Origin of the sequence: Pseudomonas sp. CCC3.1 (assembly GCF_034347405.1) — a bacterium.
Taxonomy (GTDB): Bacteria; Pseudomonadota; Gammaproteobacteria; order Pseudomonadales; family Pseudomonadaceae; genus Aquipseudomonas.
In genome coordinates this window covers 2,962,095-2,977,592 of record NZ_CP133778.1, presented here as the reverse complement: position 1 = coordinate 2,977,592, position 15,498 = coordinate 2,962,095, and the positions used below count along the sequence as shown (strand labels likewise).

The window sequence follows — 15,498 nt, the reverse complement described above, 5'->3', positions numbered from 1 at the left end:
AAAAACATCATTGTTTTTGTGTCGCAATAACGGCTTTGCCGACCAGACCCCAATCATCATTGGCAATTTCGGCATGCAAATCGGTGGCGGTCAGTAGCACTTTGGCCGACAGCCCCGTGGTATTGGCGGTTTCATGGCAACGCATGAGCCAATCCAGCTCCACCATTGAGCGCACCCGTTTGGTTTCAAGGCGATTAACCAGCAGCTCAATTTCTCGAGAGTCCCAATTGAACATGGCACCCAGTAACGCGTTGGTGGACGACGATAGATCGCTTGACTCGCCAGCGATGGCTTTGGGATTTGATGTTTCGAAGAAGCCCAACAGAATATCTTGAGTGAGTCCATAGACGTTGATGCACTTGTTGAACTGCGTGAACAGATACAAGGTACTGAACGTTAACTTGAGCAGTGAACCTGGCGTCTGTTTATCATCCAGCCAACGAGGATTGAGCAAGAATTTATGCAGCGCCTGACGGGATAAAGGCAACTGCAACGTATTTTCAGCATCGGTCAGCAATAACAGTAAGTGCTTTAATTCGTGGGAGGAACTTGGACTTCCGAGTGCTTTGCCAAACTGGCGGCTGACATGTTTGGTGGTGTGCCTCAACAAAAGTGGAGTTTGAGAAACGTGGGACGTGTCTTTGAACAGGTGTTCGACCTTGTCTTTAAACGGTTGCAAAAGCTTATAAGCCTCTAGCAAAAGTCGTTCAAGTTTGTGTGTGATCTCGGTTTTAAGCTGTTGGTTGGTATCCGGTTTATTGCTCATCGTTACATAGTTGTTGATCGCCTCGGTCAGACCTTGCTTCAGTGCTTCTTCATTTACCTCGAGGGGCAGTTGTGAATGGGCTTTCAAAATTCCCTTGGTAATTAATACACGCCATGAATACGGCAAAGGAGGGGCATCTGTATCGGGTTGGGGAAGGTCAAGTGCGTCAATCTCCGCTTGAGGTATGAGCCGATTCTGCAGGTCGTCAAACAGCGCGTTTATCTGAGCCAATTGCTCACTGACGATGGCTTTTTGCGGGGCGTTGTCGAGCAGTAAATGATGATGGATCTGCTGCACACTGCTGCCGCTGGCGTTAATCCAGTTGACCGCCCAGTCCATCTGCATCAGTACATCGAGAAAGTCCGCCGGGGCATTCTGACCCGAGCCTCGCAGGGAGGGTTTCACCAAGTATTCCAGGTAGGTGCCATCGCCAAGCAACTCAAGGAGGTGTACGCACTCCATCACCGAAAGGCCGAATAGGCTGGCAATCCGAGCCTGTCGGTAAAAGGATGAAAATGTTTCCAGATTTCTGCTCAGCGGCCCAATGAATTTGCGCGTTTGAGTCGCCACCAGACCGAGTGAGTCAGTGGTCGGGCTCAGACCTAGTGCCGCACACACCTGGTACACCGTGGTGTGTGTTGAAGAGTCGGCTGCATCCGGGTCCAAAGGGCTGCCATCCAGTTGCAAGGGGTGGTTGAGTAACTGCCTGCTGTTGAAAACACGATCAAACAAAGCGTCGCTATTGCCACAGGCGTGCACGGGCAATTGGTACAGCAAGGCCGAGAACTCGTCAGCCTTGAGGCCGTATCGCAGGTTCAGATACCGGTAAACGCCCAGCATTCGCAGGGTGTTGTCATTGATCAGAAGCTCTCGGTTGGTGTTTTTCTCACAATGCATGGCACTCCATAGCAGGGTGTCCAACTGCGTAAACGAGATACCTAGCCAACGTTGGAGGCGGATCATTCGCTGTAGCCGGTCAAAGCGCGCAGGTGAGGTGTTGAGCAGTACAACTTTGCCATTGTCGTCGGTTTTAAGGCCCAAGCGCTGAGGGGTATCTGCGTGCGGACCATTAACGTAACGCGCGCCGCCCGGTTCGTTTGCAGGGCGCTCCGAGGTATTAAGGTTGATATGCCCGCTCATTCTGGGCTGGTATTTGTCCCGGGCCAGCAGTTCATCCACCTGATCGGTTGTCAGCCCTGTTTGCAGCATGAAGTGCGCGAGCTTTTTCAGGGGTTCTTCGTGACTGGCATAGTGGGTTTTGAAAAGTGCTTTGCCGGGGATCCAGAGCGGTGCATTCAACAGGATTTGTTGTTGCGGGCTTAGCCCCGATAACAACCGTTGCGCCTCGTACGCAGGGTGCTGAATCACGCCGTAAACGTTTTTTGAAAGGTTTGCGAGTGGCAGTTTCAGACTCAAGCGGTAGTTCAGCTCACCCAAGGCGGGTTTATCGCCTGTCAAACCCAGCAGGCATTGCTGATGCGCCAGATCAAAAGGCAGTTCGAAGGGGAAAAGAGTGACCGCCAGCACCTCATTCACCGACTTGTTTTTGTAAATATCGGCGTTCTGGCTGATGTAGTCCTCAAGATGCTCGTTCAAGGTTTCATTGACGATGCTCAGTAGCGGTATTTCTCGGGTCAGGCTTTGATTGTCGATAATCAGATTTTTGAGCAAGGGACGTCGAATATCTAACGTGATACGCCTGGAGGTGCCTTGTCCGGTGCTCTCGACCTGTTGCGCAAACAAGTACAAAGCCCGCAGGTAGGCCGCCGGTGAGTCAAGCGCGGCAGGCGATGCGGCAGCGCAGTAGGTGTCCCAGTTTTCTTCGAAGAGCGCGGCGTAGGTAGGCCCTGGATGCAAGTCGGCCGCCGGGGTGCGTTTGACGGGCTGATTGTCAGAATGTGAACGGTCTTGCTCGCGATGCAGAAAATCAAGCTGGGCCGCATAGCCCACGGCCAGGTCGTAGGCCTGGGCGCCATCGTCATCGCAGTGCACCGCCAGTTGCTCAACAAATTGGTTTTTGGAGAGACGGATGACGTCAAATACTGACGTAAGGTTGAGCAACCCCATGGCTGCTTTAAAGTCGACTTTCCCTGAAACGGGCAGCTGGCCGGGGACCGCCAGTGTGTGCAGCAAAGGTTGAGGCATGTCGATAACTCCTGAGCGCCGGGTGGTCATCCACCGGGCTTTCAGAAGCTAACAAGGCCTGGATCCGTTATCGGCCAGACCAGGCCCATTGAGTACTAGGAGATATCGCTAAATGTTGAGGGGAGGGTGCACGATCAAAAGTTGATCGACGCACTCAGACGGGCTGTCAGCGGCGCGCCCTGGAACAGATAGTTGTCCCCCATGTATTCGCCTACATCACGCCAATAGCGTTTATCAAACAGGTTGTCTACGGTCAGCCGAAACACCGTGTCGTAGCCCTCGATACGGGTGCTGTAGCGGCTGCCGATGTTGAAGATTGCGTAGCTGTCTGCTTGAGCGTCGCCTGATTGGCTAGCGTATTTTTTGCCACTGTATTGCACCCCCCCCAGCAGTGACAGGCCGTCGACCCAGGGCAGGGCATAGTCACCGTACAGGCTTGCGCGCAGGGTCGGGACATTGAGGGTCTGGTGTCCTTCGTAGTCCGCAGTACCGCTGCCGGTGACCCGGGCACGAATCGCCGCCACACTGGCTGAAATCTGCAAGCGCTCACTGGCCCAGCCATTGGCTGCCAGCTCCAGACCGGTATTTTTCTGCTCGCCCTGCTGTTCATAGATGAATGAGCCATCGGCTTGCGGGCGCGAGTACTGATACCCCTGACGAATCTGGAACAGGGTGGCGCTGAGGCTCATGCGGCGCCAGTCGTACTTGATACCGGCCTCGATCTGGCGCGACACCGTGGGCGCGAGAATTTCAAAGGCATTGCTGGCGAACCATGGCGCTTCACCCCCCAGCGACAAGCCTTTGCTGTAACGGGTGTACAACGAAACATTCTGCACCGGTTTATAGATGAGTGCGGCTTGGGGCAGGAACTCATAGCGTTGGGTATGGCGGGTGGTATCGCCCTGGGCATCGAACGTGCGTTCATCCAGGCGCACTTCACGCCCGCCCAGAACGGTCTGCCAGTGTTCGTTAAAGGTGATCCGGTCATTGAAAAACAGCCCGTACTGACGGCTGTCGAGGCGACGATAACTGTCAGTGACCGGGCCGTCGTAACGCGCAAAGTCTTCGGGCTCACGGTTGATATTGCCGCTGCCGATCATCTCGTTGATCAGCTCTCGCTGGTCCACTACGCGCCGGAATGCGCTGGTGCCAACGGTTAATTCATGGCCAATGCCGCCGGTGTCGAATTGCCCGCTTAGAGCGGCCTGAACCTCATCATTACGACGGGTGTCATCCGGGCTGCGGAAGTCATAGATGTCGTAGTTGCCTTCCGGGCTGAAGTAATTGGGTACGGCCGCATTGGCGCAACTGTCCGAGCCATAACACCCCCAGGCAAACGAGCTGTAGTCGTCGATCACAACCTTGCTGCGCGAGGCGCTGAGGCTGCCTTTCCAGTTTTCGCTGAAACGGTACTCAAAATTACCGTTGAGGTTGAGCGAATCAATGGTCACCGGTTTGGAGCCACTCTGGTGAGCCAGCAACTTTTTCGGTGAGGCGTGGTGGGGCAGTTCAGTGCCACCGAGCAGTTGATAGCCCGGCACTGAGCGCTGTTCCTTGTTCTGGTATTCGACATCCAGTTGTAACAGCGCATTGGGGCTGATGTTCCAGTCGAACGCCAGCGACACGAAATCGCGCTGGCCATTGGCGTGTTCGACGTAGGAATGAATGTCTTCATGGGCGACGTTGGCGCGCAGCCCGAATTGCTGTTCGCTGCCAAACCAGCCACCGACATCGGCAGCCATGTAGCCACTGCCGCGATCATCGGTCGAGACCGTCACAGAGCGCACATCGGCGGCCCGTTTGGTGACGTAATTGACCACGCCGCCCGGCTCGGAGACACCGCTTTGCAGGCCGGACAGGCCCTTGAGCAGTTCAACCTGCTGTTTGTTTTCCAGGCCTGTGTTCTGTTCGCCGGTGATGGTACGGCCATTGATCTTGTAGCTGCTGGCCGAATTCAGCGAAAACCCGCGCACCACAAAATTTTCGTAGTAGCCGATGGGCGCGTAGCTTTCGCCCACCGAGGCGTCATTTTTCAACACATCGCTGAGCAAGCGGGCCTGTTGGTCCTTAATCAGGGTGTCATTGAACACCGAAATCGCTGCGGGCGTGTCAATCAAAGGCGCGGGCTCGAAGCCGCCGACCCAAGCGGTGTCAGCCTGATAATCGCGCTTGTCGCTGCCCGTCACGGAAATCGCCGGCAGTTCGGTTTCAGCCGCATCGGCCATCGACACGGCGCTGCCGAGCAACAAGCCGAGGGTCAGTGCATTGAGTGCGAACCGGGGTGCGGACTCTCCCTCGTTGACAGTCCGGTAAAGCATGTTCATGCAAAGCTCCTAAACAATGGCTGACCCGTGATAGACGTAAATCCCCGGGGCTTTTTTATGCGCGCCATCATACAGGTGGCTATTAACCTTGGGTTAATCGTGCAATGTGACGCTCCAGAACTTTTGAGGAGCGGCCTATGTCATTTATTAAGCGATCGTATGCAGGCCTGTTGGTTGCGTGTGCCTTGCCGTTACTGGCAGTTGCTGCGCCCGAGCCGTCCACCCCCAGTTATGGCGAACAGCTGCAAGGCTTTGAATACCCATATCCATTGCATCATTACAATTTCCAGTCCCAGGGCCAGTCGTTACAGATGGGCTACATGGACGTAGCGCCCACCGGCGCAGCCAATGGCCATACGGCGGTGTTGCTGCATGGCAAGAACTTCTGCGCAGCGACTTGGGGTGACAGCATCAAAGCCTTGAGCGCAGCGGGCTATCGAGTCGTGGTGCCGGATCAGATCGGCTTTTGTACTTCAAGTAAACCGGCGAATTACCAGTACAGCTTTCAGCAGTTGTCGGCCAACACCCACGCTTTATTGGCCAGTCTTGGTATCGACAAGGCCAGTGTCATCGGCCATTCCACAGGTGGCATGCTGGCCACACGCTATGCACTGATGTACGCGCCGCAGACCGAGAAACTGGTGCTGGTCAATCCCATCGGCCTGGAAGACTGGAAAGCCCTGGGCGTGCCATGGCGCAGCGTCGACCAATGGTACGAACGCGAGTTGAAACTGGACGCGGCAGGCGTGCGCAACTATGAACAAAGCACCTATTACGCCGGGCACTGGAAGCCTGAGTACGACCGCTGGGTCGACATGCTCGCAGGGCTCAACAAAGGCCCGGGGCACAAGCGAGTGGCGTGGAACTCGGCGTTGATCTACGACATGATCTTCACCCAACCAGTGTTCTACGAGCTGCCAAACCTGAAGGTGCCAACGCTGTTGCTGATAGGCGACGCAGACACCACAGCCATCGGCAGCGACATCGCGCCGCCGGAAGTCAAAGCCAGGATCGGTCATTACAACGTGCTGGGCAAACAGGCCGCTGCACTCATACCAGGTGCCAAACTGGTTGAGTTTCCGGGCATGGGCCATGCGCCGCAAATGGAAGATCCGGCAGGGTTTAACCGGGTATTGATCGAGCAATTGAAGCCGAGTGACTGACACCTGTGGGAGCGGGCTTGCCCGCGATTGAATGGATGCAGTGTTCACTGTCCGATCGATCCGTTTGCATCGCGGGCAAGCCCGGCTCCCACAAGACCGCGCAAGGCGCTCACTTTAGGTAATCAACGCCTCAGGCGCATGCGATCTCGCGTGTCGGCCCCCTCGACGCTGCATAGACAAACCTTGATCTAGAGCCTCCAAGTGCGTTATAGCTAAAAAGGCATTCAATCGTATTACAGGAAATGACAAGCCCATATGGATGGAATCACACGTATCAATCGCCAGTTCGGCTCACAGCCCGCATCCCTGATTGCGAGCTGTGGGCCTCACGTCAAACGCCGCGTCAGCGCATCCACAGGGTTTATTTCTCGTCTCTTTGCAAACGTTGCTTTACCCCAGTTGATCCCGTGCTTCTCGGGTAACTGCGCCAATTGGCGCCACTGTTACATCCCTCCGCCTGATTGATTCCGATAACTCGCCCAACCGGCGCGTCCACTGTGCGTGTTCAACAGTGCGTTCTGCTGCCCGGCTTTTTTATCTGAACCTCGCGGTACAAGGAGTAACACCCATGATCTATTTCCAGGGCAAGAGAATTTTTAGTGCCATCTTCGACATGGATGGCACCATGTTTGACACCGAACGCCTGCGTTTTAAAACCCTGAAACAAGCGGCCATCGAAATTTTTGGCACACCCCTGAGCGAAGAAACCCTCATCGGCTCACTGGGTTTGAGTGCCAAGAAGGCCGAGGCATTGGCCAAGGCGAATCATGGCGAAGACTTCCCCTACGCCGAAGTCCGAAAGCGCGCTGACGAGCTGGAGTTGGCCTACGTGCGTGACCATGGCGTGCCGATCAAGGATGGCTTGCTCGAAGTGCTGGAGCGCTTGCGCAAGTACGGCTTGACCATGGCCGTGGCCACGTCCAGTCGGCGCGCGATTGCCGAGGAGTACCTGATCAATGCCAATGTCTTGAAGTATTTTGATGTCACTGTGTGCGGAGATGAAGTGACTCAAGGCAAGCCGCATCCAGAGATTTTCCTGGCGGCGGCCAGCGCACTTAATTGCCTGCCACAGCACTGCCTGATGCTTGAGGACTCTGAGAACGGTTTGCTATCGGCGATTCGTGCCGATGGTCAGCCGATTCTGATCGAAGACATCAAATCCCCGGCGCCTGAGGTCAAGGCGGGAGCCTTGAAGGCTTATCAAAGCATGCATGGGTTTCTGGGTGATTTGAACGACTGCATGCCCGACCTTGGCACGCCTGAGCTGACCGAGAGTTTCCCGCAGGCCCTGAACCAGTTCAGTGTCGGCATTCATGGGTTTGGTGCCATGGGCGGCGGTTACCTGACGCAGATTTTCTCGCACTGGGATGGCTACACCCGGCCGTGTGAAATCATTGCGGCGACCCGCTCGCGGATGTTGCGTGAAACCATTCAGGCGTTCGGCCGATTCAGCGTGCGCTATGGCGCCACCTCATTCGACCAGACCATCGAAAACCTCAGAATGATCGACATGGACGACGCCGACGCGGTGATTCGCATGTACGACACGGCTGAAATCGTCGGCCTGAGCCTTCCGGAACCGGCCATACGCAATCAGGCACCGGTGATTGCCAAAGGCCTGATTCGCCGCTTCGAGCGTCGTGGGCGCGAACTGACCATCCTGATTGTGCTGAATAAAGTCGGCGGGGCGGATTTTGTTCGACGTCACGTACAAGCGCAGTTGGAGCTGCTGGCGTCGCCGCAGATCGCACAGAAAATTCTCGATAACACCCACTTTGCCGAAACGGTGGTGAGCCGCATCGTCTCCAAAATCTCCAACGAGGCGCTGGTGCGGCAGTTGCGGATCAAGTCGAATATTTTTCAGAACAGCTTGAGTGAGCAACCCGCCGTCCGCAAAACCTCGCCCAAGGTACCTGTGCCAGAGTACGAGCGTCTAATCGCTCGATTTCGACCTTTCGCCCAGTCGAGCAACGCCCTCAGCCAATTGCACTTGATTTTGTTCAACAGCGAGTCGGACATGCCGTTGTATGCAGAGCGTTGCAGCAACCTGCTGGAGCGCCTGCGCCAAGTTAAAACCGTAGACGACATCACACAGACGCAGGTCATCAAGAACCTGCTGTGGAACGGCCCGCACGCGATCATTGCCTGGTACGCCAGCCTGTTGGGTTATTCATGGTTGGGGCAGGGCATGGGTGACCCTCGGGTCAGTGCCTTGGCGGAACGACTGATTCGCCAGGAAGTCGGTCCGGCGCTGGTGGCTGAGAACCCGCAACTGGCCGACGCCGTGGCTGACTTCTCGAAAACCTTTCTGGAGCGTTGCAACACCTCATTCAAGGACCCGTGTGCGCGTGTGGGGCGTGATCCGCTGCGCAAACTGCAACGTAATGAACGGATATTTCGCAGCATCGATATGGCCAAAAAACACGGAATTGACAGCAGCGCCCTGGAGTTTGGCAGTGCTCTGGCCCTGCATTACGCACTGAAGTGCACAGACAAAAAAGACCAGGAAAGCCAATTGATCCGCACGGTGTATGAGGAAGCGGGCAGCATAGAAGCGGTGTTGACCTACACCGGAAACTACAACGGACGGCCGTATCCGGGGTTGGACCCGGTCAAGGATGCGGCCCTGGTTGCGGCGATCAGCGAGCAGTTTCAGCGCCTGCATGAGCTTGGTCCGCAAAGCCCCGAGCTGGCAATTGCCTGAGTAATGGCCGTCAGGGAGTGCCACCTTTAAGTAATCAGTGACGGTCGGGCAAGTCGAGCAGACGGGTTGTGGCCTTTTGAGTTACAAATTATGATTGGTAACAATTATCATTTGTTAAATATTCTCATGCCTCGATCTAGCGAACCTGTTGCTGACCCGTGCAACGTCGGCGGCCTCTACACGACCCACCATGGGTGGATACGCAGTTGGTTGGCCCGCAAACTGGGCAATACCAGCGATGCCGCCGATTTGGCTCACGATGTGTTCGTGCGCCTTCTGATTCAGCCGCGGGCTTTTACCAGCGAGGGGCATGCGCGGGCTTACTTGAGTGCGATGTCACGTCATGTGTTTGTCGACTTCTGGCGGCGCAAGCAGGTTGAACGCGCCTGGGTTGAGGTACTGGGCAGTCGCGATGAACACTGTTTGCCGTCCGAAGAGCACCGTGCGCTGGTGCTTGAGGCACTGCAACAGTTGCAGGCCATGCTGGATCGTTTGCCAGGCAAGGTCGCACAAGCGTTTTGCCTGGCTCAGCTCGAAGGGCTGAACTATCGACAGATCGGTGTACGTCTGGGCGTGAGTGAACGCACGGTGACCAAATACATGGCGCAGGCCATGTTGCAGTGCGCACTGCTCGAAGCTGAACTCGACGGTGCGCTGCGGTGAAGCGCCAGGATACCCCGCTGGACTACGCCACGCTGCAACAGGCAGCCGACTGGTTCGCCCGATTGACTGGCGAGCCCCATGCGGGTGACCTGCACGAAGCCTGGCGCCAGTGGCATGCCTTGAGCGAACAAAATCGATTGGCCTGGTGCTATGTCGAGCGCGTCAGCCAGCGCTTCGCGCCCTTGCAAGAAGACGTTGCGGGCGCTGCCAAAACGCTGGAAAACCTTCGTCATACCCAACGTTCCCGGCGTCAGGTATTGCGCAACCTGTCGGTAGTGATGGGCGGCGCGATGCTTGGCTGGGCCAGTTGGCGTCAACGCTGGCTCCCGGATTCATTGACTGCCTGGACGACCGACTACCACACCACGACCCAGGTGCTTGGCGAGCAACGCTTGGCCGATGGCACCCGGTTATGGCTGAACAGTGGCACTGCATTGGATGTTGATTTCAGCCCGCAACAGCGCACATTGCGGCTCTATAGCGGCGAAATACTGATCAACACCGGCAGCGACTCCCGACCTTTTTTCGTTCAAACCGAACAAGGCTTGTTACGCCCATTGGGCACGCGATTCAGCGTGCGAGAGGGTGAGGGCATTACCCGGCTCAACGTGTTTGAAGGCAGTGTTCAAGTGACCTCGACTGCAAGTGCCCAGACTCGCGTGGTACCTGCCGGGCAGGGGGTTGCGTTCGATCGTCAGCAGGTGTTCGCCACTCAGCCAGCGCAATCCGGTCGCGAGGCGTGGGCGCAGGGTTTGTTGTTGGCCAACGATACCCGTCTTGGCGACTTCATCCGTGAACTGTCGACCTATCGCCATGGGCATCTGGGGATTGACCCGAGGGTGGCTGGTTTGCGAGTGATGGGCACTTACCCGTTACGTGATACCGATCAAGTGCTCGCCATGCTGGAGCAGGCGTTGCCGATCCGCGTCGAACGGCATTTCCCGTGGTGGGTAACCGTGGTCCCGAGAAGCGCGTGAAAATTTTTTGGCTGAAAGCTTCCGGTTTTTAATTCTCATTCGAATTAACAGGTGACTACGGCTTTATGCCTCCTCTCGACCGGGACTCATCAATGTCACTACGCATGCCTGTTTCACCACACTCTGCGCGCCACGACCGCGCACGCCCCTTGGCGCTAGCCATCGCTTTGGCCATTGGCTCGCCTTTGTCCATGATCATGGCATCGGCAGCACTGGCCGCCGAACAGGTGCAAAGCCGCCACTATGACTTGAGTGCGGGGCCTCTGGCCAACCAGCTCAATCAACTGGCGGCTGAGGCGGGTGTGTACCTGGCCGGTGATGCGGCCTTGACCGCCGGTAAATCGAGCCCGGCGCTGCACGGCACCTACACGGTGGAGCAGGCATTGCAGGTGTTATTGGCCAATAGCGGTCTCATCGCCGTGCCGACCGCAGAAGGGCGCTACCAGTTAATCGCGCAGCCGCAGGCTTCTGCTGGCGGGGCGCTGGAACTGGGAAGCACGATGATTTCCGGCAAAGCGTCGGGCTCAACCACCGAAGGCACCGGTTCTTACAGCACCTATTCGTCCAGCAGCTCGACGCGCTTGAACCTCGCACTCAAAGACACGCCGCAGTCGATTACCGTGATGACCAGCCAGCGCATCAAGGATCAGAAGCTGGCCAACCTCACGGATGTGATGGAAGCCACGCCTGGGATTGCCGTTTCACGGGTGGGCGTTGGCGCCGAAAACGACACCTATTGGTCGCGTGGTTTCATGATCAACAACTTTGAAGTCGACGGCGTGCCGACTTCGGCGCGGTTGGCGAACTTCTCGCAGAGCACCGCCATGTATGACCGGGTCGAGATCGTGCGCGGCGCCACGGGTTTGATCAGTGGTTCGGGGACGCCCTCGGCAACCGTCAACATGATTCGCAAGCGCCCGACCTCCGATCTGCAGGCCAGTGTCACCGCCGAAGCCGGGAACTGGGATCGCTACGGCCTGGGCCTCGACGTGTCAGGCCCGATGACCGAAACGGGCAATGTACGCGGGCGTCTGGTGCTCGATTACAAGAATCAGAACTCGTGGGTTGATCGTTACAAGCAAGACAACCAATTGGTCTATGGCATCACCGAGTTTGACCTGAGCGAATCGACACTGCTGACCGCAGGCTTTAGCTACCTCAAGACTCAGGCGGATTCACCCTTGCGCACCGGGTTCCAGGTGTTTTTCGCTGATGGTGAGAAAACCCATTTCAAGCGCTCGGCCAACAGTGCGCCGGACTGGTCTTACTACGACGTCGCCAAAACCAACCTGTTTGCCTCGCTGGAGCATCGTTTCGACAGCGGCTGGAGCGCCAAGGTTGAAGTCGGGCATACCGAATACCAGTTCGATGAACTGATCAACTACATGAACGGTGAAATTGATGCCGCCACCGGCTCCGGCGCCTACATGTTCCCCAATCGCTGGTCGGGCACCCCGCGTGAAAATACCCTGGACGCCTACGTCACCGGGCCTTTTACCCTGTTGGGCCGCGAGCATGAACTGATTACCGGCGTGACTCTGTCGCGCTACCGCGAGAGCGTGCCCGAGCATGGCGGCTGGTATGGGCCGTGGACCGGATATGACGGCACTATCGATAACATCTTCATCTGGAACGGTAAGGGGCCGCAGCCCGATACCACGGCGCAGGGCAAGAACTTGATCGTTGAAAATCAATACGCGGCCTATGCCACCACGCGGCTGAACGTGACGGATGACCTGAAAGTGATTCTTGGCACGCGGGTCACAGACTGGAAGCGCAACAGCGAAAGCCGTTCATACGCTGGCGCTGGCAGCCAGAGTGATGAAACCCGCAACGGCGTGTTTCTGCCGTATGCCGGTGTGGTGTACGACCTGAACGAGACGTGGGCGCTGTACGCCAGCTACACCAAAATCTTCAACCCGCAGGCCTATGGCGTTAAAGATAAAAACGGCAAACCACTGGACCCGCAGGAAGGCACGGGCTACGAGACCGGGCTCAAGGGCACGTTTCTCGACGACCGCCTGAACGCAAGCCTGGCGCTGTTTCGCATCGAGCAAGACAACCTGGCGGTGTATGCCGGTGAGTTCGACACCTATACGGCAGAGCAGGGCACCACCACTCAGGGCCTGGAGATCGAACTGAACGGCGAACTCAATGAGAACTGGCAAGCCTCGGCGGGTTACGCCTACAGCGTCAGCACCGATCAGGACGATCAGCGCATCGTGACCAACATCCCTCGTCACAGCCTCAAGACCTTCACCTCCTATCGCTTGCCGGGTGCCTGGGACAAAGTCACGGTCGGTGCGGGTGCGAATTGGCAAAGCAAAATTGGTCAGGACTTGCATGCTTTCGAGCAAGGCAGTTATGCGCTGGTCAACCTGATGGGCCGTTATCAGGTCAATGATCACGTGAGCGTTGCCCTGAACGTGAACAACCTGTTCGACCGGACTTACTACAGCTACGCCGACAACTGGAGCGTCTATGGAGCGCCACGTAACCTGATGACCAGCTTGCGCTACGACTTCTGACGATGTGCCTAATCCTGTAGTCGCTTCGCTCCTCAGCGACTACAGGTGCGTGCGTAAGGTCAGCACGGCGTCCAGCCCGCCTTGCGTGCGGTTGTGCAGCACCAACGTCCCGCCATGCGCGGCCGCCACGGTCTGGGCGATGCTCAGGCCCAGGCCGTAACCTCCGCTGGCGTTATTTCGCGAGGCTTCCAGCCGGTAAAAGGGCTCCAGCACGTGCGTCAGTTGCTCGGGCGCAATGCCGGGGCCACTGTCGCGGACTGTAATCGTCAGGTGCTCGGGCTGTTCATCAATGATCACCTGCACATCACGGGCATAACGTACGGCGTTTTCCAGCAGGTTTTGCACGCAGCGCTTGAGGCTACGGGCATAGCCCGACACTGGGCGTGTCGCGCGACCCACCAGGGTGACGTGTTCACCGATGTCTTCCAGGTCAGCTTGCAGGCTTTGCAGCAGGGCGTTGATGTCGATGTTTTGTCGGATTTCGTTTATTTCACCACTGCTGACGAATTCCAGCGTGGTCGACACCAGCCCTTCCATGTCGGTCAGGTCTTTGCGAAAGCGCTGCTTTTGTTGCTCGTCATCAAGCATTTCAGTGCGCAGCCGCAAGCGGGTGATGGGCGAGCGCAGATCATGCGATACCGCCGCCAGAAATCGCGTGCGCTCAGCCAGACTGTCCAGCAGGCGTTGCTGCATCAGGTTGAACGCCTCGGCAGCGCGCCGCACTTCAACCGGCCCTTTGACGTGCAGAGGTTTACGCCGAATATCGTTACCCAGCGCTTGTGCCGCCTGCGCCAGTTCATTCAAGGGGCGGATGGCCAGGCGCACCGCGAGCAAGGCGATGATTGCCAGCACAATGATGCGCACCAGATAGATACGCCAAAAGTAGTCGAGCATCACGTCGGCGGGCGACAAACTGGTCCAGCCCTGATCTTCACGGGCTTGAACATGCAGCCAGCGACCATCTGCAAGGCGTAACTCCAGGGTGAACTGACCCACCACCGGGCTGGACCCGAACAAGGTGTCGACCCCGGCTTTTTGCCCTTGCTCATCGAGCAGGGTCAGGTTGAGCAATCTCAGTGGTGTCTGGGTGCCGGTCTTTTCATTGATCAGGTTTTTCAACAGGTTTTCAGTTGCCAGATCCTCGGGCGTCAACCTGGGTTCTGCGCTGGCGGGTGTGCTGTGTAGCTGCAATTGGAAAACGGGGGTGCTTAAGCTGTTCAGCACTAGATCGGTGTTGTGCGGGTCGGTCTTTGACACGCGCACAATATCGGCCAAACGGCTGGCAATCAGCCGGGTCGGGATCTCCAGTACCTGGCTGTGACGCACGTCATACCAGATGCTGCTGGTTGCCACCTGCGCAGCCAGCATTCCGGCCACCAGAATGATCACCAGCCGCCCATACAGGGTGCGGGGTATCAGCCTCATGCTTCGTTTGTCACGTTGATTGAGGTGAGCATGTAGCCTTCGTTGCGCACGGTTTTGATCAGCTCAGGTGTCAATTGCTGGCGCAAACGGCTCACGCACACGTCAATCGAACGGTCAAAAGGCGTGCTGTCTTTGTCGAACACATGATTGAGCAAAAAGTCTCGGCTCAGTGGGCGGTTGGGGTGCTGTAACAGCAAGCGCAGTACGCGATAGTCCGAGTTGCCCAAGCTGATCACCACGCCGTCCGCCGACAACACCTGCCGGGCGCGGGTGTCGAGGCGCCAACCGTCGAAGTTCACAAAAGGCGCTTCATCCACGCGGGCACGCTCTGGAAAACTCTGCGCCCGGCGCAACACCACTTTGATCCGCACCAGCAATTCACGTGGGTCAAAGGGTTTGGGCAGGTAATCGTCCGCACCGATTTCCAGCCCGACGATGCGATCAATCAGGCTGCCGCGGGCCGTGAGCATGATCACTGGGGTATTGGAGGTCACCCGTAGCGTGCGGCACAGGCTCAGGCCGTCTTCGCCGGGCAGCATCAGATCGAGGACGATGAGGTCGATGACGTTCATTTCCAGACGCCGGTGCATTTCCTTGCCGTCGCAGGCCGTCGAGGTCTGATAGCCCGCGTCGCGCAGGTATTCAGCCAGCAGTTGGCGGATGTCGGGGTCGTCATCGACGATTAACACATGATCTTGCTTGGACATGGGGGTTCGAATAGGCCTCAGGATTTGCAGCAATAGCGGATTTCACAGGGTGGAGACAGACAAAATGTAATGAAATGTTGTGGGTGATGTTTTTCG

The 15,498-nt window shown here is 57.0% G+C and carries 9 protein-coding genes; 5 read left to right on the top strand and 4 right to left on the bottom strand.

Annotated elements, in window-relative coordinates; translation table 11 throughout:
• Window positions 1–7: 7 nt before the first annotated feature.
• Window positions 8–2,911, bottom strand: a complete 2,904-nt coding sequence (locus RHM56_RS13100; protein WP_322232704.1) for a Tc toxin subunit A — start codon at window positions 2,909–2,911, stop codon at window positions 8–10.
• A gap of 134 nt (window positions 2,912–3,045) precedes the next feature.
• Window positions 3,046–5,235 (bottom strand): TonB-dependent siderophore receptor, encoded by a 2,190-nt coding sequence (locus RHM56_RS13095; protein ID WP_322232702.1) that lies wholly within the window; start codon window positions 5,233–5,235, stop codon window positions 3,046–3,048.
• Between the two features lie 137 nt (window positions 5,236–5,372).
• On the opposite strand from RHM56_RS13095, the gene RHM56_RS13090 reads away from it, so the two are divergent.
• The 5 genes from RHM56_RS13090 (at window position 5,373) to RHM56_RS13070 (ending at window position 13,270) form a co-directional block, all read left to right on the top strand.
• Window positions 5,373–6,398 carry an alpha/beta hydrolase gene (locus tag RHM56_RS13090; RefSeq protein ID WP_322232701.1) on the top strand — a complete coding sequence of 342 codons (1,026 nt, stop codon included), beginning with the start codon at window positions 5,373–5,375 and terminating at the stop codon, window positions 6,396–6,398.
• 568 nt (window positions 6,399–6,966) lie between these two features.
• A complete protein-coding gene (mtlD, locus tag RHM56_RS13085) occupies window positions 6,967–9,102 on the top strand; it encodes a bifunctional mannitol-1-phosphate dehydrogenase/phosphatase (protein ID WP_322232699.1) in 2,136 nt (711 codons plus the stop codon).
• Window positions 9,103–9,228: 126 nt separating this feature from the next.
• Window positions 9,229–9,765, top strand: a complete 537-nt coding sequence (locus RHM56_RS13080; protein WP_322232697.1) for a sigma-70 family RNA polymerase sigma factor — start codon at window positions 9,229–9,231, stop codon at window positions 9,763–9,765.
• A complete protein-coding gene (locus RHM56_RS13075; RefSeq protein ID WP_322232695.1) occupies window positions 9,762–10,742 on the top strand; it encodes a FecR domain-containing protein in 981 nt (326 codons plus the stop codon). The genes RHM56_RS13080 and RHM56_RS13075 overlap by 4 nt, the downstream gene beginning before the upstream one ends.
• Window positions 10,743–10,846: 104 nt before the next feature.
• Window positions 10,847–13,270, top strand: coding sequence for a TonB-dependent siderophore receptor (locus tag RHM56_RS13070; protein ID WP_322232693.1), 2,424 nt, complete (start codon window positions 10,847–10,849; stop codon window positions 13,268–13,270).
• Window positions 13,271–13,309: 39 nt separating this feature from the next.
• On the opposite strand, the gene RHM56_RS13065 is transcribed toward RHM56_RS13070, so the two are convergent.
• Both RHM56_RS13065 and RHM56_RS13060 read right to left on the bottom strand, forming a co-directional pair.
• A complete protein-coding gene (locus RHM56_RS13065; protein WP_322232691.1) occupies window positions 13,310–14,695 on the bottom strand; it encodes an ATP-binding protein in 1,386 nt (461 codons plus the stop codon).
• Entirely contained in the window at window positions 14,692–15,402 is a 711-nt protein-coding gene (locus RHM56_RS13060; protein ID WP_322232689.1) for a response regulator, read from the bottom strand. The genes RHM56_RS13065 and RHM56_RS13060 overlap by 4 nt, the downstream gene beginning before the upstream one ends.
• Window positions 15,403–15,498: the final 96 nt, after the last annotated feature.